This is a genomic window from Aquamicrobium ahrensii (assembly GCF_040545755.1).
Classification (GTDB): Bacteria; Pseudomonadota; Alphaproteobacteria; order Rhizobiales; family Rhizobiaceae; genus Mesorhizobium; species Mesorhizobium ahrensii.
Genome location: NZ_JBEPMN010000001.1, coordinates 1 through 20,741, shown reverse-complemented (window position 1 = coordinate 20,741; position 20,741 = coordinate 1). Strand labels below are relative to the sequence as shown.

The window sequence follows — 20,741 nt, the reverse complement described above, 5'->3', positions numbered from 1 at the left end:
CGAACTCGCACAATCGGACGCCATCGACGTCGCGTAAGGTTGGCCCCTACCAGCGCAATGTGGGCAAATGGTGACAGGTGATTCGCTGAAGTCTAACGCATTTCCTTCGGAGCATCTGCGCCGACAAGCGTCAGACCGGATTGAAGCACATCCGCAACGGCCTGCACCAGCCCTAGTCTGGCAAGAGTCAATTGTGGATCGTTAACCTTAACAAAACGTAAGTCCGGGTTATCCGTGCCTCGATTCCAGTGCGCATGGAACGTGCTGGCGAGATCATAGAGGTAGAACGCCAGCCTGTGCGGCTCCTGCGAGGACGCGGCCTGCTCGATAAGGCGCGGGTATTCCGCAAGCTTGCGCACCAGCCCGATTTCGCCCTCGTCGGACAGGCCGGAAACCGCCGCGGCAAGCGTTGCCCGCTCCGGCGCATCGATGCCCATCTGCTCGCGCGCCTGCCTGAACACGGAGTGACAGCGCGCCGAGGCGTACTGCACGTAGAAAACCGGATTGTCCTTCGACTGTTCGGTCACCTTGGCGAAATCGAAATCAAGCGGCTCGGTGTTCTTGCGATAGAGCATCATGAAGCGGATCGGGTCGCGTCCCACCTCCTCCACCACCTCGCGCAGGGTGACGAAATCACCGGAGCGCTTGGACATGCGCACGGGTTCCCCATCGCGGAAAAGCTTGACGAGGCTGCACAGCAGAACCGTCAGCTTGATGGCGTCGCCGCCCACCGCCCGCGCCAGCGCCTCCAGCCTCTTGGCGTAGCCACTGTGGTCGGCGCCAAGCACATAGATCAGATCGACGAAACCGCGATCCACCTTGTCCTTCAGATAGGCGACATCCGCCGCGAAATAGGTGTAGGAGCCGTCCGACTTGACCAGCGGCCGGTCGAGATCGTCGCCGACGGCCGTGGAGCGGAACAGCGTCTGTTCCCGATCTTCCCACTCCTCGGGTTTTTCGCCCTTGGGCGGCGGTAGCTTGCCCTTGTATATGTGGCCTTTCAGCGTCAGGTCGTTGATGGCGGAACGGATCGCGCCAGCATTGTTGGCGTGCAGCGTGCGCTCCGAAAAGAACACGTCGTGATGCACGTTGAGCAGCGCCAGATCTTCCTTGATCATGGCCATCATGGCGTCGATGGTGCGGTCCTTGATGATCGCCAGCGCTTCGTTCTCGGGCATTTCGAGCAGTTTGCGGCCGAATTCCGCCACCAGCGCCTGACCGACCGGAACCAGATAGTCGCCCGGATAGAGACCCGGCGGAATCTCACCCACCGTCTCGCCAAGCGCCTCGCGATAGCGCATCATCACCGAACGCCCGAGCACGTCGATCTGGGCGCCGGCGTCGTTGATGACGTATTCCTTGGTCACATCATAGCCGGCGAAGCCCATGATGTTGGCCAGAGCGTCGCCGACGACCGCGCCACGGCAGTGGCCGACATGCATGGGGCCGGTCGGATTGGCCGAAACATATTCGACGTTGACCTTGCGCCCGCCGCCCGCATTCGAGCGGCCGTAATCGGTCGCCTGGCCGATGACGCCGATCAGATGGCGGTGCCAGAAAGCGTCGGTGAGACGCAAATTGACAAAGCCCGGTCCGGCCACTTCCGCGCTGGCGACGTCATCATCTTCCTTCAGGCTGGCCACGAGACGTTCGGCCAGCGCGCGCGGGTTCTGCCCTGCCGGCTTGGCGAGCACCATGGCGGCGTTGGTCGCCAGATCGCCGTGGCTTGCGTCACGCGGCGGCTCCACGGCGACGCGCGAAAGATCGAGCGACGCCCCGTCCTTGTCTTTCAGATCGAGCGCCTCTACGGCCTGGATGATCCGCGCGGTGAAGTCGGCGAAGATGTTCATGACGGGGCTTTCGATAACAGCGTAAACTTGCTTCACGCATTCCAACGTGAAAATCACAATAAAAGTGAAGTTTTCTGCGCCTAGCTCAAATCCGGCGTGTGGTCAAACAGCCGTCGGTGCTCTTTTTGCGCGTAGGTGTCGGTCATGCCGGCGAGGAAATCGGCGACGTGGCGGGCCTTGATGCGATCTTCCGCAAGGTCGAGCCCTTCGCGCCAGCCTTCCGGCATGGCGCGCGGATCGGCGAAATAGACATCGAACAGGTCGCAGACGATCCTTTCCGCATTGGCGCGCACCCGCATGACTTCCGGGTGCCGGTAAAGGCGCTTGTAGAGAAAGGCTTTCAGCTCCTTTTCCTCCGCCGCAATCCGGGGCGTAAAGGCGACTATGGTCTCACCGGCTTCACGCACCGCCTCGGCGCTGCCGGGGCGCAGCCGGGCCAGATTCCCGGTTGCAGCCGCAATCACGTCCTCGACCATCATGGTTATCTGGCGCCGCATCAGTTCATGGCCGATCCGCACGTCGTCAAGCGCCGGGTAGCGATCCCGCACCGCACGCAAAATCCGGCCCGGCAGCGCCAGGTCTTCCAGCATGTCGAGTTCAAGCAGGCCCGCGCGCAAACCGTCGTCGATGTCATGGGTGTTGTAAGCGATGTCGTCGGCTATCGCCGCACATTGCGCCTCGATCCCGGCGAAACGGTCGAGTTCGAGGTCGTGCAATTCATTGTAGGAGCGGATGGTGGCCGGCAGCTCCCCGTGCAGCCCTTCGCCTTTCTCACCGATCAACGGTCCGTTGTGCTTCACCAGACCTTCCAGCGTCTCCCAGCTCAGATTGAGCCCGTCGAATTCGGCATAACGGCGCTCCAGCCGGGTGACGATCCGCAGCGACTGGGCATTGTGGTCGAAACCACCCCACCGGGTCATCTTTGCGTTCAGCGCGTCCTCGCCCGTATGGCCGAAGGGCGTGTGGCCGAAATCGTGAACCAGCGCCACCGCCTCGGCGAGATCCTCATCGCCGCGCAAGGCACGCGCCAGCGCCCTGGCGATCTGCGCCACCTCGATCGAGTGCGTCAGCCGCGTGCGGTAGTGATCGCCCTCATGAGCGATGAACACCTGAGTCTTGTGCTTGAGGCGGCGGAAGGCTGTCGAATGGATGATGCGGTCGCGGTCGCGCTGGAACGGCGTGCGCGTCGGACTTTCCGGCTCCGGGACCAAACGCCCGCGCGTACGGGCCGGGTCGGTCGCATAGGAGGCTCGCGGCCGATAACCGAAACCGATGTCGCCGAGCCTCTCATGACCGGGCTTTCGTTCGTCCATGCTCTCCTCAGTGACGCCGCGCCGGCGACCGATTGTTGACTTGATGGCACGACGTACATACCTATCAAGCGAAATCAAACGCAAGGTGACGCCATGGGCGCGAACGCCGCAGACATTGTGAATGTCGAAGTAACCGAAGCCGCTGCAAAGCGCATTGCAGGCATCGTCTCCAAAGAACCCGGCAAGACTGCGCTGCGCGTTTCCGTGGAAGGCGGCGGCTGTTCCGGCTTCTCCTACAAATTCGATCTCGTCGAAGGCCCCGACGATGGCGACACCGCAATCCAAAGGGACGGCGCAACCGTGCTCATCGATGACATCTCGCTGGTTTATTTGGGCGGATCGGTCATCGATTTCGTTGACGATCTGATGGGCCAGTCATTCCAGATCAGGAATCCGAATGCGGTCGCGTCCTGCGGCTGCGGCACCAGCTTCTCCATCTGATTTTCCATCGACGCATTTACAAAAGGCCGCCCGCCAGCGGCCTTTTCATTTGGACGCCACGCGATCAGGCTTCGGCCGAAAGCGCCGCCTGTTTGAACCCATGCGCATCGATGCTGTTGACACATGCGCCTTCCCTTGCGCAACGGCCGGAAACGGGTTCCCCAAGCTGCCGCGATGGTGCAGGATCGCAGCGACATGGCGACAGGCCATCAAGAACCGTTTGAGATAGTCGCGAGAACTTCATGAAAATCGCCACCTGGAACATCAACGGCGTGCGCGCCCGCATCGGCAATCTCACGCACTGGCTGCGCGAAAGCGAGCCGGACATTGTCTGTCTTCAGGAAATCAAGTCTGTCGACGAGCAGTTTCCCAGGGCTGAAATCGAGGCGCTTGGCTACAATGTCGAGACTCACGGCCAGAAGGGCTTCAACGGCGTGGCGCTGCTTTCCAGACTGCCGTTCGATGAGGTGAAGCGCGGTCTTCCGGGAGACGACGAAGACGAGCAGGCCCGCTTTATCGAGGGGGTGTTCTCCACGTCCGGCGGCGCGCTTCGGGTCGTCTCGCTCTATCTGCCCAACGGCAATCCGATCGACGACCCGGTGAAGTTTCCCTACAAACTGTCATGGATGGAACGACTTGAGCGCTGGGCGCGCGAGCGGCTGGAGCTTGAGGAAGCGCTCGTTCTGGCCGGGGACTACAATGTGATCCCGGAGCCGGTCGACGCGAAGAACCCGCAAGCCTGGGTGAACGACGCCCTCTTCCAGCCGCAGAGTCGTCGGGCGTTCCGGCGTCTGAAGAATCTCGGTTTCACCGAAGCCGTTCGCGCCGTCACCGACAAGCCCGACATCTATACCTTCTGGGATTACCAGGGAGGAGCGTGGCAGAAAAACAACGGCATCCGCATAGACCATCTGCTGTTGTCGCCGGAAGCCGCCGATATGCTGGGTTCGGCTTCCATCGAAAAGCATGTTCGGGCGTGGGAGAAGCCCTCCGACCATGTGCCGGTGGCGATCTCCCTCAAGCTTGAAGCGGCCTGAGCCCTTCAAGCTGAGGTTTCGATTCAGCGCAGGCGTCTATCTGTCTGATAGGGAATCAAAAAAGACTTCCCCCTCAGGGCGAAGGCTGGAGCATTTCCAGCAAAAGTGTGAAGCGGTTTTGCGCCCGGGAATGCGGCCAGAACAAAGAGATAGGGCGCTTCTGCCGATTCAGTGAAAACCAGAACCGCGCCAGAAAAACGCTACTGGTTGATGCCTCTGGACAGCATATCGTCCGCCAGCGCGATCGCGGTGCGGCGATCGGCTTCGGCAGCCAGAGCGAACGCTTCTTCCTGCATGTTGCGGATCCAGCCCTGATCGGCCGGTTGAGCGCGCTCGAGCGCTGCCGTCATCATTGCGAGGCCACGCACCACCTTGCCGCTGTGGAAGAGCAGGTTGCCAAGGGTAGCCTGCGCCCCGGCATGGCCTTTCTCGGCCGCGAGCTGTAGCCAACGGCCGGCCTGTCTGGCGCTGGCCTTCATGCCGCCCTCGCCGTTCAGGAACATCTTGCCCATCTCATACTGCGCGTTGGGATTACGGTAATTTGCAGCAGCGCGCATGAAATATTCCTGCGCGGCCATAGGGTCAGGCTGAACGGGAGTGCCCGGTATGCCGTTCTTCATATAGTCACCGAGCGCCACCAGCGCATCCGAGACATAGCTTTCTTCCGGCGAACCCGGCTCCACGTCCTGATCGGCTATCTCGCTGAAGAACTTGAAGGCTTCATAATCGTTGCGGGCGACGCCATCACCCTCGGCATACATGCGCGCGAGCTTCCAGGTGGCTCCGATCTGACCATTCTCCGCAGCATAGCGGTAAGCCTCGACCGCCTGCTCCTTGTGTCCGCTGTGATAGGCGGAGAATCCAAAACGGAAGACCGCAAAGGGATTGGATTTTGGCTTCACGCCGGTCTTGTCGTCGAAAACCTTGTCGTCAAACGCCAGCGCGCGATCGGCGCCGGAGATCGAAGCGCAGGCCACGATCGCGCCCACGACACAACAGCGGAGCACCCATGCGAAGACCCCCGGGGCATCGGGTCTTGCGTCCGTCCGCAACGAGCATGCGAGCGTCCTCCCTTCCATCACAGGGAGCATAATCGAGCCTGAGCGGGAAATAACCGGGACTTCCATACTCTTCCTTGCGCCTGCCACTCCGCCGGCCTGCAGTTCCATCGTGAGCCGATGCGTCTGCGCGCCGAATATTCCGCGGGACCCCTTGTTATGTCTTTCCGCTTTTTCCGGGGCCTTAAGGAAGTGCTCCGGGTTTATGGCGGGAAGTGGGCGGTTCTCGCTGCGGCAGGCCTAGCACAAGGGAAGTTGAACGACTGTTGCAGAATCACAACAAACTCGACACGTCGCTAATCGATGGTGAACGATGGCTGCCAAAAAGATTCCGGAAAGATCGGCAACTCCTTGACGTAAAAGAGAAAAGCCCGGCATAGCCGGGCTCCCATTCTACAAGGGATCAATCCTCACCACTTCATACTGTAGCCGGCGAGACCCGAGAAAGACCAACCATTACCCACGGCGTATAGCCCGGTCGTCTTGGTCTCCTTCACCGACCCCACATGCGAGACACCACCACCAAGTCGGAGTTCTCCGCCAAACTGGTCTTTCATGATCAGGCCAGTCCCCAGCGTGACGACATCGCCATACAAATCATGACCGGTGGACACACCACGGTCCCACATAAGGAAGGCCGTTCCGGAAATCTTGTCGGTGAAGGAATGGCCGATACCGCCCATGACGGTCCAGCCGTCGCGCCAGTAGTATTCGTTTTGAGTTTGGAGAGCACCATTGCCAACGTCGAGCGTGAGGGTTTTGTTGACGGACCAGTCAGTCCATTTCACCGAGCCATAGGCCAGCCAGCCCGGCGCAATACCTGTCTGGAATTTGGCCTCGACGCTTTGCGGCAACTTGCCTTCGCCGCCGGCGCCGAGTCTGGTGCCTAGTAGATTTCCATATCCATCAGCTTCGATTTTCGTGCCCGAGCGATACAGCAACTGACCGCGTAATGCGATTTCCGGAATCTCGTAAGCAACACCTGCCCGCCAGCCCCAAGCAGTTCCGGAAAGCTCAGAGGTCAAAGCCGTTACAAAGCCATCAGGTGCAAGCGGATTAATTGCCCCGACGGTCAAATCATAATCGAAGTCTTCAACAAAAGCGCCGCCGAGAAATGACACGCGGCCCTTTTGGAGATCAAAACCTACCGCACAGGTTGCACCGTATTCCATAACTGTGAAAGTTTCCTCAAGTTTACCTTGAGCTCCGGGGACAGACGGCACCGTAAGGCGCGGAGAATCAAAAGAGGAAGCTGCGCCATAGGCATTCGCAATCGTGCCCGCACAGGACAGATTGTCCGAGATGCGGAACTTGGCTGCCAGCGACGGCATCACATAGGTGTCGGCATAGTCATGGCCGACGTTGGACGGGCCGCTGATGATCTTTCGCTCGGGGCTCACCACCGTGATGCTGGTGCGAGCGTTGAAATTGCCCTGCTCGAACAGAATGTCCGTATCCGCGGCACCACGGTTGAAACCACCTGCGTCAGCTGCAGCAGCGCCAAGAAGAGAAAGCGCCGTTGCTCCCGCAAGCGCCGCGAAACCCTTTTTATTCATGAATTCCTCTCCCCGAAAATTCGCAATTACCAGCTAGACTCAATTCAGCCCGATGACGCAAGATCGATGCTCATGACGTACAAGTACGAACCTCCCGTGAACCACCAGACAGTCTTGGCGACATCTTTTCAGAAGGGAAGAAATCGCCATTTTCCAGCACCGAATCCCCTGAACTTGAAACATATAAAGCCAGATACCTTTCAAAAATCCGAATATCGGGCTTCTGCGACCCAGATTGTTACATTCTGGCAACAATGGGTTCAAATCTTCCGTTTACGTCAATTCTTACCTTGCGGCAGCCGGCATCGAGCCGGGTGACGAAACGTAAGATATCCATCGGAAACAGCTTCGAATCACCCGCAAAGAAAAAGGCCCGAAGACCGAAACCGGTCACCGGGCCTGCATTCTTCTCGCGCAGTTCACTTCAGCCGGCGGAGCGCACCCGCTCCAGTGCAACGGCAAGCCGTGACTGGGTTTCCTCGAATTCAGCGAGCTTTTCACGCTCGGCCGTCACCACCTCTTCAGGAGCGTTGGCGACGAACTTTTCGTTCGACAGTTTTTTGGCCAGCCGCGCGATTTCCTCGGTAACCTTGGCGACGTCCTTCCTGAGGCGCGCTTCTTCAGCCTTGAGATCGACCAGAGCGCCGAGCGGCAGGCATATGGTCGCCTCGCCCAGCACAAGCTGGGCCGAGCCCTTCGGCGCGGCATCCGCCAGCGAAATATCGCCGACGCGGGCAAGACGGCGAATAGCCGTTTCATGACGGACCAGCCGTTCTTGCGTGGACTGGTTGGCGTCCACCACGACCAGCGGCGCAATTGCAGCCGGCGGCACGTTCATTTCGGAACGAACGGAGCGGATGCCTGAAACAAGATCGACCAGCCAGTTGATGTCGGCCGCCGCTTCTCCATCCTCGAATTCGGGGGCCGGCCATTTCGCATGGCACAGCAATGTCGAGCGCTCGCGCCCTTCGCCCGCCGTCTGCGCCCAGAGTTCTTCGGTCATGAAGGGCATCATCGGGTGCAGCAACTTGTAAATCTCATCCAGCACGAAGGCGAAACAGGCACGGCTTTCGGCCTTGGCTTCGTCGTCGTCGCCCATGAAGACAGGCTTCAGCAGTTCGACATACCAGTCGCAAACGAGATTCCAGACGAAGCGATAGGCCGCCCCCGCCGCCTCATTGAAACGATAGGTGGTGACGCCCTCGGTGACGGCGCGCGCCGTGCGTGTCAACTCCGTCAAAATCCAGCGGTTGACCGCCAGTTTGGCGTCGCCCAGCCAGAAGTCGTCGTTGCGCGCCACACCGTTCATCTGCGCGAAGCGCGTGGCGTTCCACAGCTTGGTGCCGAAATTCCGGTAGCCGGCGATGCGGGCCGGATCGAGCTTCACGTCGCGTCCCTGCGCGGCCATGATGGCCAGCGTGAAGCGCAGCGCATCCGCCCCATATTCGTCGATCAGCTCCAGGGGGTCGATGACATTGCCCTTGGATTTCGACATCTTGGCGCCGTGCTTGTCACGCACCAGCGCATGCACATAAACGGTGTGGAACGGCTCCTCGTCCATGAAATGCAGGCCCATCATCATCATCCGGGCCACCCAGAAGAAGATGATGTCGAAGCCGGTCACCAGCACGTCGGTCTGGTAATAGGCCTTCAGTTCGGGCGTCTTGTCCGGCCATCCGAGTGTGGAGAACGGCCACAGCGCGGAAGAGAACCACGTGTCCAGCACGTCCTCGTCACGGGTGAGGATCGCGCCCGGCTCATAATTTTCCAGCCTCTCCTCGACCCACGCCTTCCACGGCCCCTCATGGGCGAGATAGTGCTGGATGGCGGCGTCCAGAGCTTCTTCCTCGCTCTTTTCCACGAAGATATGGCCATCGGGGCCATACCATGCCGGAATCTGGTGCCCCCACCAGAGCTGACGCGAAATCGTCCAGGGCTGGATATTCTCCATCCAGTCGAAGTAGGTCTTCTCCCAATTTTTCGGGACGAAGTTGGTGCGCCCCTCACGAACCGATGCAATGGCCGGCTTGGCGAGCTCGGCGGCATTCACATACCACTGGTCGGTCAGGAAAGGCTCGATCGGCACCCCGCCGCGATCCCCATGCGGAACCATATGACGGTGCGGCTCGACCTTTGCGAGGAAGCCTCCCTCCTCCATGATTCTGACGATCAGCTTGCGCGCCTCGAAGCGGTCCATTCCGTGAAGCTGGTCCCACACGCCCTCCCGCAGGGGCGTAACCTCGACACCTTCAAGGAAATCGTCATTGTCCTTGATGTCGATGGTCGCCTCGACCGTGAGGATGTTGATGGCGCGCAGCTTGCGCCGCTTGCCGACCTCGAAATCGTTGAAATCGTGCGCCGGCGTGATCTTGACCGCGCCCGTGCCCTTCTCCGGGTCCGAATATTCGTCGGCGACGATCGGGATGGAACGACCGACGATCGGCAGCACCACGTTGCGACCGACCAGATTCCTGTAGCGCTCGTCATCCGGATGAACCGCGACGCCCGTATCGCCCAGCATGGTTTCGGGACGGGTGGTGGCCACGGTGACGTAGGTGGCCGGGTTCTCGGGATCGTAGGTCTCGCCTTCGACCGGATAACGGAAATGCCACAGATTCCCGTCGACCTCCTTCTGCTCGACCTCAAGATCCGAGATGGCGGTCAGCAGCTTCGGATCCCAGTTCACAAGGCGCTTGTCCTTGTAGATCAGCCCTTCCTTGTAGAGCGTGACGAAAACTTCGAGCACCGCCTTCGACAGGCCTTCATCCATGGTGAAGCGCTCACGCGACCAGTCGCACGACGCGCCCAGCCGCTTGAGCTGATTGAAGATCGCCCCGCCCGACTCGGCCTTCCACTCCCACACCTTCTCGATGAAGTCCTCGCGGGTGAGGTCGCGGCGGTGGATCTGCTTTTCCGCAAGCTGCCGCTCCACAACCATCTGCGTGGCGATGCCGGCATGGTCCATGCCCGGCTGCCACAGCACGTTCTTGCCGCGCATGCGCTCGAACCGCACCAGAATATCCTGCAGCGTATTGTTGAGGGCGTGGCCCATATGCAGCGAGCCGGTGACGTTTGGCGGCGGGATGACGATGGTGAAGGCTTCCGCCCCTTCCTCCGCGCCCGCGCCGGCGCGGAAGGCGTCCGCCTCGTCCCAGGTTTTTGCGATTTTAGGCTCGACGGTTTTCGCGTCGTAGGTTTTTTCAAGCATGGAATTGGGGTCCAGACTGTCGGGATTCGTCGTCACGGTAAATCGGATGGGCTGGCGCGAGTCAACTTGCTGTTGGTGAATCAACTTTCTGTTGAATATGTCAACTCGCGCAACACCGGCGCCAGAGCCAGAGGCAGATCCTCGGCGATCAGCCCCGGTCCGAAGCGCGCGCCCGCTTCAGCATGTATCCACACCGCAGCGCAGGCCGCCCCAAAAGCCGGCATGCCCTGCGCCAGCAACCCGGCGATCAAGCCTGCCAGAACGTCGCCCGAGCCGGCGGTCGCCAGCCATGGCGTACCGTTGGCGTTGATGGCGGCGCGTCCATCCGGCGCGGCAATCACCGTATCCGCCCCCTTGGCGACGACCACGCCATGCGAGCGGGCGGCGGCTTGCCGCGCCCGCTCCAGTTTGGACAAGCCCTCATCCGCCGCCAGATCGGGAAACAGCCGGGCGAACTCGCCGTCATGCGGGGTCAGCACCAGCGCTGGCGCGTCCGGCGCGGCCGCCGCCGTAAACAGTGCCGAGGGCTCTTCACGGAAAGACGTGATGCCGTCGGCATCCAGAACCAGACCTTCAACGCCCGCCCGCACAGCCAGCACGGCCAGCGCAAATTCGCGCACCTTGTCGCCCACGCCAAAGCCGGGACCCAGCACGAACGCCGACGGCCGCCGGTCCCCAATGAATGCCTCCACCTCGGTCCCGTCATCCGCCTTGCGCAGCATGATTGAGGTGAGATGCATCGCGTTCACGGCCAGCGCATTCCCCGGCGAAAGCACCGTCACCGCCCCTGCCCCGCTACGCGCGGCTGCAAGCGCGGAAAGACGCCCTGCACCTGTGGACGCCGGCCCGCCCGAAAAAACGCCGACATGGCCGCGCCTGTATTTATGCGTATCGACGCCCGGCACAGGAAACTCTCCAAGCCATAGTTGCGGGCAATTCCTGAAGGTGCACACCTGCAATTCGTCGATGACGGCATCCGATATGCCGATGTCGGATAGAACCATCTCCCCGCAATATTCCCTGCCGGGCATCAGCAGGTGGCCAGGTTTCATGCGGGCGAAAGTGATGGTCAGCTCCGCCCGAAAAGCCGCTCCCATCACCCTGCCGTTTGCACCGGAGATTCCGGAAGGCAGGTCGATGGCGACCACCGGCAGGCCGAAAGTTATGGCCAGTTCGATCGCACGGACGGTGTCGCCTTCAATCGCCCTGGAGAGCCCTGCTCCATACAGCGCATCGACAATGATCGAGCCTGTTGTGGGCAAAAACCCTGCAAGGGGCATCGGCCGCAGCGGGCACTCCCCGGCAGCGAGCGCCGCATCGCTCCCCGGTCGCGGCTCCCCTGACGACCATAGCGAAACGGGCACGCCGCTTTCAGCCAGCAGCCGCGCCACGACATAACCATCTCCGCCATTGTTGCCCGGGCCGCACAACACATGCACCCGCTCAGCCGCCGCATATCGTCTCAGCACCTCGCGAGCCACGCAAGCGCCGGCGTTGCGCATCAGCTTTATTCCATCGAACGGCCCGGCTTCGATGGCCTTGCGATCGGCTTCTCCCATTTCGGCCGGCGTAAGGAGTTCATTGCTCATGAGACGGCTCCCGCAGGCCGGAAGATGATGACTTGCTCACACTAGCAGCGCACATCGTCCGGGACGATGGGGTTGCGCGTGAAACCTGCTGCATCGAAAACGCACATATTGCCTGAATTTTGTGCAACTGCGCGCTGGACATTGCCGCGCGGCTGCCTTTCGATGGCGATCGCCAGTTCCCCCTGCCGCTGAAACCCGCGAAAATCTCGCTGAAGATCACGGTAAAATGAAATTGGCACGGTTCATGCTTGAGATTTGCGCGAGCGGTTTCACACCCTTTGCCATTGGAGGTCCAGTTCATGAAGAAGATCGAAGCGATCATAAAGCCGTTCAAGCTCGACGAGGTGAAGGAGGCCCTTCAGGAAGCCGGCCTGCAAGGCATCACCGTCATCGAAGCAAAGGGCTTCGGTCGCCAGAAAGGCCATACCGAGCTTTATCGCGGCGCGGAGTACGTCGTCGACTTCCTGCCGAAGGTGAAGATCGAGCTCGTTCTGGGCGATGACGCGGTCGATACGGCCGTGGAAGCTATCCGCAAGGCGGCCCAGACCGGGCGCATCGGCGACGGCAAGATCTTTGTTTCCAACATCGAGGAAGTGGTCCGCATCCGTACCGGCGAGACCGGCACCGACGCCATCTGACGCGCATCCTCTCCATCCTCCCATCTCAAGCCAAGGAAAGCCTGAAAATGACCACAGCCGCCGACATCATGAGGCAGATCCGGGACAACGACGTGAAGTTCGTCGATCTGCGCTTTACGGATCCGAAGGGCAAGCTCCACCACGTCACCATGGACGTCGCCGAAGTCGAGGAAGACATGTTCGCCGATGGCGTGATGTTCGATGGTTCGTCGATCGGCGGCTGGAAGGCGATCAACGAGTCCGACATGGTGCTGATGCCCGACCCCGAGACGGTGCATATGGATCCGTTCTTCGCCCAGTCCACCATGGTTATCCTGTGCGACATTCTCGACCCGGTGTCGGGCGAGGCCTATAATCGCGACCCGCGCGGCATCGCCAAGAAAGCCGAAGCCTACATGAAGGCCGAGGGCATCGGCGATACGATCTTCGTGGGGCCGGAAGCCGAGTTCTTCATCTTCGACGACGTGAAGTACAAGGCCGATCCCTACAACACCGGCTTCAAGCTTGATTCCACAGAGCTTCCCTCCAACGATGACACCGACTATGAGACCGGCAATCTCGGCCATCGCCCCCGCGTCAAGGGCGGCTATTTTCCGGTCCCGCCGATTGATTCGTGCCAGGACATGCGTTCGGAGATGCTCACGGTCCTGACCGAGATGGGCGTGCGCGTCGAAAAGCACCACCATGAGGTCGCCGCCGCCCAGCACGAACTCGGGATCAAGTTCGATACGCTGGTACGCAACGCCGACAAGATGCTGATCTACAAGTATGTCGTGCATCAGGTCGCCAACGCCTATGGCAAGACGGCCACCTTCATGCCGAAGCCCGTTTTCGGCGACAACGGCTCGGGCATGCATGTCCACATGTCGATCTGGAAGGACGGCAAGCCGACCTTCGCCGGCAACGAATATGCGGGCCTGTCGGAAAACTGCCTCTATTTCATCGGCGGCGTCATCAAGCACGCCAAGGCCGTCAACGCCTTCACCAACCCGCTGACCAACTCCTACAAGCGTCTGGTTCCCGGTTATGAGGCGCCGGTGCTGCTGGCTTACTCCGCCCGCAACCGTTCGGCCTCTTGCCGAATTCCGTTCGGCTCCTCGCCCAAGTCGAAGCGTCTTGAGGTGCGCTTCCCCGATCCGGGCGCGAACCCCTACCTCGGCTTTGCCGCGCTGCTGATGGCCGGTCTCGACGGCATCAAGAACAAGATTCACCCCGGCCAGCCTATGGACAAGGATCTTTACGATCTGCCGCCAAAGGAACTGAAGAAGATCCCGACCGTTGCGGGTTCGCTGCGCGAGGCGCTTCAGAATCTGGACAAGGACCGCGCCTTCCTGAAGGCCGGCGGCGTGTTCGACGATGATCAGATCGATTCCTTCATCGAACTGAAGATGGCCGAGGTGATGCGCTTCGAGATGACACCCCATCCGGTCGAGTTCGACATGTACTACTCGGTCTGATCACCGGTCATCACTTTGCAGGCCACTTCGGTGGCCTGCATCCATTCCCTGGGAGCCGCCATCGAGACGGCTTTCCTTTTCAACGATCTGTTTGCAGGCGGAACGGCGGGAGATGCGCGCCGCGCGATGCTCCCTCACGCGATTGCCGCTCCTGAAGGCTGCGATCTCGGGCTGCGATCCGGGCAGGCGCAGGCACTTCCGGCGGCCGTTCTTCCGCTTCCTGCGCTTCCTGCCGCCTCCCGGGCTTCGGTTATCCGGGCGGCTGAGAATTCTTGGCGCATAAACAGATTGTTTGTCGGTTATGTCTTGGCATTCGCTGCAGGATCGACTAGATGAGCCCCGCGTCCGTTGCTTTGCTTCGACGCAGCGGATATGCGGCCTTGGGTCAGGGGCGCACAGCGGTTTCATACCGATATCCGTGGGGAGTGTGCATTCCCGACCAGCACGGCGAAACCGGCCGATGTCTGCACACATACGGAGAGGTGGCCGAGTGGTTGAAGGCGCACGCCTGGAACGCGTGTATAGGGGCAACTCTATCGAGGGTTCGAATCCCTCTCTCTCCGCCACTTCAGTCCCTGAGTGGGCACTGAGTTTACGCCATTACCCGCCACCAGCGTCTGTAGCAGCCGGGACTTCGATCCCATGATACGAACCTCGCCCTCTGCGACCTCGACGCGCTGTACAAGCGCGCGCAGGTGCGGCGATAGCCGCCACCTTCCAGCCGGATACGCTCGCGGGCGGTTGCGGCGAACTTGCGCAGCATTTCCGGCGTCACAGCCTTCTGGCCGGTGTTCTGGAGCATGGCTTGCGCCCGGTCTGCATCGGCCTTGGCCTGATCGCGTATGGCCTTGAGGCCGTCGATGCGATCTTTCAGCGCCGGGTCGTCCAAGTTTGCCACGCCCGCCTCGATGGCGTCATAGAGCCGCTTGAGGCGCAATTCCGATTCGGCTGAGCGCTTGTTCAACTCGGCGATATGCTCGCGGCGGCGCTCGGCGTGTTCTTCCCTGCGGTCGAGCGCGGCGGCAAGCACTGTTTCCAGCCGCTCGGGCTGGAGAATCTGCTGCTCAAGGTGATCGGCGACCAGAGCGTCCAGCTTGTCCATCGGCACGGCCATGCCCTCGCAGGCGGTTGGCCCCTGCCGCGCCTTCATCGAGCAGGAATAGTAGCGATAGCGCCCGCCCTTGCCGGTGCGGATGGTCATGGCCCCGCCGCACTTGGCACAATGGATCAGGCCGGTCAGCATGGTCGGGCCGCCGATGACGCGGGCAGGCATCACCTTGGGATTGCGAGCCTTGAGCAGCCTCTGAACTGTGTCGAACATCTCCTTGTCGATGATCGGCGGGACAGGAACCGTCACGATCTCGCTGACTGGCTTCAATTCCTTGGTCTTGCTGCGCTTGTTGAACTCATGCTCGCCCATGTAGGTGCGGCGGGTGAGGATGCGGTGAACCTGACCGATGCCCCAACGCCCGCCGTCGCGGGTGAAGATGCGGCGGCTGTTGAGATACGAGACGATATTCTTAACGCCCATCTGCCCGGTCGTGCCGTCGCCTTCCAGAGCTAGACGATAGATCAACCGCACCGTGTCGGCGTGCAGCGGGTCGATCTCGATCTTCTTCTTGACCTTCGCGCCGCGCTGCTCGGCGGCGACGGTGCGATAACCGATAGGAGGAAGCGAGCCGTTCCAGAAGCCTTGGCGCGCGTTCTCTTTCAAGGCCCGCATGACGTGCTTAGCGTTTTCCTTGGACTGGTATTCGTCGAACAGCGCCATGATCTGCCGCATCATGACGTGCATGGGGTCATCCCCCATTTCCTGTGTGATCGAAACCAGCTTCACGCCGTTCTTGGCGAGCTTCCTGACATAGAACTCAAGCTCAAAGTGATCGCGAAAGAACCGGCTGAACGAATGGACCACGACCACATCGAAGGGCGCGGGCTTGGACGTCCCGCCTCGATCATGCGCTGGAACTCGGGGCGACGGTCATTGGTCGCCGATGCGCCCGGTTCGATGAAGGTTTCGACCAGTTGCAGGCCGCCCGCCTCGCAATAGGCTTCACCCTGCCGCTTCTGGTCAGGAATGGAAACGTCATGCTCGGCCTGCCGCGCTGTCGAAACGCGCAGGTAAAGGGCGGCGCGTAGCGGCACGGTAGAAGCGGTCATAATCTGTCTCCTTTCAAAGCCGGTCGTCCCGAACAGGGCCGCTATTCAGCGGCCTCCCTGATCGTCCCGACGATCCATTCATTCAGGCTCTTGCCCGATGCTGCTGCGGCAATGACTGCGGCGGCATGGTCGTCAGGGGTGAGGCGAACATTGAACTTGCCGGAGAACTTTCGGCGCGGCTCGATGCCCTTCTCCCGGCACATTTCCAGATAGACGGCCAGCGATTTGCGGCCTTCCTCGATCAGGTCGTGGACGCTCTCGGCATAGAAGTCGGCCCCACCATTAAGGCCAACAAACTCGCCGCGCAGCATCTGAATCTCGGGATCGAAAGCGATAACCGCCTTCTCGCCATCGATTTCAACGACATTGTTCATGGCTTTACTCCGTGTTCGTCCAGCCATTTACGGATGCTGGGAACCGCACCTTTGTCCGTATCCTGTGACGGATGCGGGCGATGAAAGACGCGCACTTCGCCGAACAGGAACACGCCAACGCGCGAACCTTCCCGCTCGCTGACTTCCGCCCCGAGGCTCACAAACAGCGCCTCTATGTCGGCCCAGCGGATCGAGCCGTTGACCGGGCGGGCGAAGATCAGTTCCAGCGTGGCTCTGTGACGCTTTTTCATGGAGTATCCAGTATCATTATTTAGTACCGTTTTCAAGATCAATCTCAGGCCCTGTGTCGGGCGATCCGGTGTCGGAGCCGAACATTTCACCGAAGAGATCGCCGAACCATCGCTCGAAAACCTCGATCTCGGCTTCCGTGACCGGAACGGGATCGGGCCAGTCGTCGGTCACGGTCCATGTGCTGAGGTCATGCTTGGGCGGCCTGCCGGGGAACGGCCACGGATAGCCCAGTAGTTCCTCAAGCTGCTCCGACGCCGTAGGCGGTCGTTTGCTACGCCGGGAACGGGATGCCGTCACTGGCTTGCGGTCGCCGCTGCGGTCAGAAGTCATCGAGGAAGTCAAATTCGTTGAACGAACGCTGCCGCCATCCGGCAGGGTTGGCGACCCAGCGATTGATATCGGATTCCTTCCATCCCGCGCCGTTGGTACTGATCTTGATCTGGGGTGGAAAGGTGCCTTCGGCGATCTTGCGATAGATGGTGGACCGGGACAGCCCGGTGCGGGCGAGAACGGTCTTCAAACGGACGATACGGTCTGGTTGACGCATGGCTGCGCTGCCTCCTGCTGGTTGTTTCTGGCTATTGCAGAGACCAGTGAGAGCAACGAATTATCGTTGTACAAGAGGTATTTAGCCGTCGTAGTGCTGCGGCGTACAAAGGGCGGCAAAAAGGTAGGTTCTACGATCTACAAACCGATGCCCCGGCCCCTGCCGAGACCATGACTGAGGGCGAGTTGCCGCCCGAGCCTCATGCCTGAGTCGAAATCCATGCTGATGCCGAGTTGCTTCTTGCGGCCTTCGAGCAGAGATTCCATCTGCGGATCGCGTTCGAGGCTCATCGCCATGTTGCCCATCTCCGCGCGCGCCGCCTTGTGGCCGGAATAATCGCCCGCCGCATATCTGTGCTCGCCCGCCTGCCTGAGTTCCTGAAAGCGCTCCACGAAACGATCCGCGCGCCAGTTCGGATCACGGGCCGGATCGGTGCGGATTTCTGTTTCGAGTTGGAGAGCGCGGATTGCGCGGTCGATCCTGCCGCCGCCTGCCTCACGGGCAAGGCCGTTGTCCTTGCTGTAGGCGGCTTCTGCGTCCTGCCAGCCGTGCGGGCGAACCTCCTCGAAGGCGCGCCGCGCCGCGCCAAGCTCGCGCCGCTGCTCATCGGAAGGGGGCAGACCCTGCTGCTTGGCGTCGAGGATCGCATCGGATGCGCGCGCATGGCGAATGAGCGCCTGCCTGCGGGCGCGGCGGGCGTAAGGCGTTCTCCGGGTCTTCCGCTACCTTCGTGTCCGGCTGCCGAGCCGCGTCCGAAGCAGGCGCGTCACCTACCGCCAGGTGCAGGCCATCGAACATGTCGCGCACCTTGTCGGGAACCTGTTTGACGATCTCGACAGCGCGCTGCATCCGCTCGCGGAAGCTGATGCCGCGCCGCTCGGCGTAGCTTTGGGCCGGGTCGGCGCGTTCGTAATCCGACGCCATGTCCTTCGCCCGGTCCCGCGACAGCGTGCGGGCAAGCCGGTTCTGATCAGCGAAGTCGTCACGACCGTAATGCAGGTCCATGCCGTTACGGTGCCGTGACAGCGCGACATAGCTGCCGTGTTCGTCCATGCCCGGTGTCGCCAGCACATGGGTTCGGTCCACGGTCATGCCCTGCGCTTTGTGGATGGTGGCGGCATAGCCGTGGTCGATGCGATTGTAGTCTTTCAAGTCAAAGGCGACGGAACGGCCATCGTCGGTGCGCACGGTCATGCTCTGCGTGCTGACCTGCTCGATGGTGCCGAGCGTGCCGTTCTTGACGCCAAGCCCGCGTTCGTTTTGCAGGAACATGACGCGATCGCCGGCGGCGAAGTGCCTTTCGCCGCGTTCGACCGTCACGCGCACGTCCTCGCCCAGATCGCCAGCCTCCCGCATCCGGTCGCGGGCGGCCTCGTTGAGTTCGCGCACCTCGGCGTTGGTGTGGGTGAGGATGATGCGGCTGCTGTCCGGCGCGGGCTGCCGGTCGTGGTCCCAACGGTCGATCAGATCGTCGCGCGCCTGTTCCCGGCTCTGCGCCTCATGCATCATGCCATGATTGTCATAGGCATGGATCGCCGCGCCGATCCTGCCGGTCGCCAGATCGCGGGTGGCGTCTCGCTGCCAGTCCTCGCGCTGGCGGCGAACCTCGCCGATCTCCGCGCCGCCATGACGCTCATGGATCGAACGGAACGCCGCGCCCGCCTCGATGGATTGGAGTTGCTGCGGATCGCCGACCAGCACAACTTTTGCACCAGTCTCGGCGGCATGGGACAGCACACGCTCCATCTGCCGCGTGCCGACCATGCCCGCCTCGTCAATGACAAGCACATCGCGGCTGGTGAGCATGTCCCGGCCTTGTCTCCAGCCGTGTTCCATGCTGGCGATGGTGCGGGACGCGATGCCCGATCCGCTTTCCAGATTCTCGGCGGCGATGCCGGACAAGGCAATGCCCCGCACCTCGTAGCCTGACGCTTCCCATGCCTCACGGGCCACGCCGAGCATGGCGCTCTTTCCCGTCCCGGCATAACCGACGACAATGCCAAGGTCGCGCCCGTCCGTGACATGCGTCAGTGCATCCGCCTGCTCACCGGACAGAACAAGGCCGCGCTGTTCGGCACGCACAAGTGCGGCCTCTCTGTCCCTGTCGCTGACCTCGTGCAATTCCTTCCCGGCCATCAATTCCGCCGCACGGTGCAGGCCCTGTTCGGCTTCGATCATCTCGCGGGTGGTGAACCGATCCTCGCCGCGTCCGTCCTGACCGAGTTCGACCAGATCGGGCGCATTGCGCATCGCGCCCATCACCTCGTTGAACTGGTCCAGCCCGTCGCTGTGGCGATGCGCGAACTTCGCCATGTCGCGCTGCGTGAAGGTGGATTGCTGATGCGTGATCGCGTCCAGCGCCAGGGATGGATCGGCGATGATGCGCGCGCCGTTGTTGCGGGCGATCTCCCGGTGCATGTCGGCGCGGTCGGCGGCTTCTAGTTCTTCGCCTTCGATGCGCTGCGCGGGTGCGCCGATCTGTGTCTGCGGCTCAAGGCCGATCCCCTGCGCCTCAAGGCTGCGATGGTCGATGCGGGCGTCAATGTCGAGTTCGGTCAATCGCTCGTTGACATGCTCGGCCCATCGTTCCCGCCAACGCTCCACCATCTCCGTGCGGTTCCAGTCGCGGACCTTCTGCCCGAAACCGTTCTCGTCCACGCTGCGCATGGTCAGCATGGCATGGGCATGGGGTTTCGGCATCCCGTCCTCGCCAATATCCCAATGCACATTCAGGTCGGCGACCATGCCCTGATCGACAAATTCGGCCTGCGCGAAGTCGCGGGCAAGCTCGATGCCCTGCACCTGTGTCATCTCGCGCGGAATGGCGAACTCCACCTCGCGCGCAAGCTGGGCGTCCTTGCGAACCTCGAACGCCTCGACATCGTTCCAGAGCCGTTCACGGTCGGACCAATGCTCGGGCGCTCCATCCGGCAACAGCACCTCGGAATGAATGACGCCGCGCTTGCTGGAAAAGTCCTGCACGCGGCCGATGCGCTCGTCGCGTAGCCGCGAGGCTGAGCGGTAGGCGGCGGACGCCACCGCGCTTGATCCGGCCTTGCGGCCGATGACCTTGACGTGAAGATGATAGATCGCCATCGCGATCAAGCATTGGCACGGCCAAGCGCACGTCGGAACGACGTATAAGCGCGCCCTCCCTCGAAAAAATTGAGGTGGTCCCGGTTTCCGAGACAGGGGCATAAGGTGGATCGACCGATGAAAAGGACGATCCAGCATGAAGACACGCAGACGGTTCTCGGCCGA

General features: G+C 61.4%; 14 protein-coding genes, 1 tRNA gene and 2 pseudogenes. 5 read left to right on the top strand and 12 right to left on the bottom strand.

Going from position 1 to position 20,741, the window contains the following annotated elements:
- Positions 1-92 precede the first annotated feature (92 nt).
- Positions 93-1,850: an arginine--tRNA ligase gene (gene argS / locus ABID44_RS00085; RefSeq protein WP_354149660.1), complete on the bottom strand. Its 1,758-nt coding sequence runs from the start codon at positions 1,848-1,850 to the stop codon at positions 93-95.
- An 80-nt stretch (positions 1,851-1,930) separates the two neighbouring features.
- Positions 1,931-3,163 carry a deoxyguanosinetriphosphate triphosphohydrolase gene (locus ABID44_RS00080; RefSeq protein WP_354149659.1) on the bottom strand — a complete coding sequence of 411 codons (1,233 nt, stop codon included), beginning with the start codon at positions 3,161-3,163 and terminating at the stop codon, positions 1,931-1,933.
- Positions 3,164-3,256: 93 nt separating this feature from the next.
- Here ABID44_RS00080 and erpA point away from each other — a divergent pair, with 93 nt between their 5' ends.
- Both erpA and xth read left to right on the top strand, forming a co-directional pair.
- Positions 3,257-3,604 (top strand): iron-sulfur cluster insertion protein ErpA, encoded by a 348-nt coding sequence (gene erpA, locus ABID44_RS00075; RefSeq protein WP_354149658.1) that lies wholly within the window; start codon positions 3,257-3,259, stop codon positions 3,602-3,604.
- Positions 3,605-3,846: 242 nt separating this feature from the next.
- A complete protein-coding gene (xth, locus tag ABID44_RS00070; protein WP_354149657.1) occupies positions 3,847-4,641 on the top strand; it encodes an exodeoxyribonuclease III in 795 nt (264 codons plus the stop codon).
- 200 nt (positions 4,642-4,841) lie between these two features.
- Here the strand turns inward: xth and ABID44_RS00065 are convergent, their stop codons facing one another.
- The 4 genes from ABID44_RS00065 to ABID44_RS00050 form a co-directional block, all read right to left on the bottom strand.
- On the bottom strand, positions 4,842-5,630 hold the full coding sequence (locus ABID44_RS00065) for a tetratricopeptide repeat protein (RefSeq protein WP_354149656.1): 789 nt from the start codon (positions 5,628-5,630) through the stop codon (positions 4,842-4,844).
- 479 nt (positions 5,631-6,109) lie between these two features.
- Complete coding sequence (locus ABID44_RS00060; RefSeq protein WP_354149655.1) at positions 6,110-7,255, bottom strand: outer membrane protein transport protein; 1,146 nt, start codon at positions 7,253-7,255, stop codon at positions 6,110-6,112.
- Positions 7,256-7,679: 424 nt separating this feature from the next.
- Positions 7,680-10,463, bottom strand: a complete 2,784-nt coding sequence (locus tag ABID44_RS00055) for a valine--tRNA ligase (RefSeq protein WP_354149654.1) — start codon at positions 10,461-10,463, stop codon at positions 7,680-7,682.
- A gap of 80 nt (positions 10,464-10,543) precedes the next feature.
- Complete coding sequence (locus tag ABID44_RS00050; protein WP_354149653.1) at positions 10,544-12,052, bottom strand: NAD(P)H-hydrate dehydratase; 1,509 nt, start codon at positions 12,050-12,052, stop codon at positions 10,544-10,546.
- A gap of 299 nt (positions 12,053-12,351) precedes the next feature.
- On the opposite strand from ABID44_RS00050, the gene ABID44_RS00045 reads away from it, so the two are divergent.
- The 3 genes from ABID44_RS00045 (at position 12,352) to ABID44_RS00035 (ending at position 14,713) form a co-directional block, all read left to right on the top strand.
- A complete protein-coding gene (locus ABID44_RS00045) occupies positions 12,352-12,690 on the top strand; it encodes a P-II family nitrogen regulator (protein ID WP_035025932.1) in 339 nt (112 codons plus the stop codon).
- A 47-nt stretch (positions 12,691-12,737) separates the two neighbouring features.
- A complete protein-coding gene (glnA, locus tag ABID44_RS00040) occupies positions 12,738-14,147 on the top strand; it encodes a type I glutamate--ammonia ligase (RefSeq protein WP_354149652.1) in 1,410 nt (469 codons plus the stop codon).
- Between the two features lie 476 nt (positions 14,148-14,623).
- Positions 14,624-14,713: transfer RNA gene (locus ABID44_RS00035), tRNA-Ser, on the top strand.
- On the opposite strand, the pseudogene ABID44_RS00030 reads toward ABID44_RS00035, so the two are convergent.
- The 6 genes and pseudogenes from ABID44_RS00030 to traA form a co-directional block, all read right to left on the bottom strand.
- A pseudogene (locus tag ABID44_RS00030) lies at positions 14,681-16,307 on the bottom strand (recombinase family protein). The gene ABID44_RS00035 and the pseudogene ABID44_RS00030 sit on opposite strands and share 33 nt — an antisense overlap.
- A 41-nt stretch (positions 16,308-16,348) precedes the next feature.
- The gene (locus tag ABID44_RS00025) at positions 16,349-16,681 is read right to left on the bottom strand and encodes a type II toxin-antitoxin system HicB family antitoxin (protein ID WP_354149651.1); all 333 of its coding nucleotides are present in this window, start codon (positions 16,679-16,681) and stop codon (positions 16,349-16,351) included.
- On the bottom strand, positions 16,678-16,932 hold the full coding sequence (locus tag ABID44_RS00020; RefSeq protein WP_354149650.1) for a type II toxin-antitoxin system HicA family toxin: 255 nt from the start codon (positions 16,930-16,932) through the stop codon (positions 16,678-16,680). The genes ABID44_RS00025 and ABID44_RS00020 overlap by 4 nt, the downstream gene beginning before the upstream one ends.
- Before the next feature lie 16 nt (positions 16,933-16,948).
- Positions 16,949-17,263: a hypothetical protein gene (locus ABID44_RS00015; RefSeq protein ID WP_354149649.1), complete on the bottom strand. Its 315-nt coding sequence runs from the start codon at positions 17,261-17,263 to the stop codon at positions 16,949-16,951.
- Complete coding sequence (locus ABID44_RS00010; RefSeq protein ID WP_354149648.1) at positions 17,253-17,480, bottom strand: helix-turn-helix transcriptional regulator; 228 nt, start codon at positions 17,478-17,480, stop codon at positions 17,253-17,255. Before ABID44_RS00010 ends, ABID44_RS00015 begins: the two co-directional genes overlap by 11 nt.
- A gap of 137 nt (positions 17,481-17,617) precedes the next feature.
- Positions 17,618-20,576, bottom strand: a pseudogene (gene traA / locus ABID44_RS00005) (Ti-type conjugative transfer relaxase TraA).
- Positions 20,577-20,741: the final 165 nt, after the last annotated feature.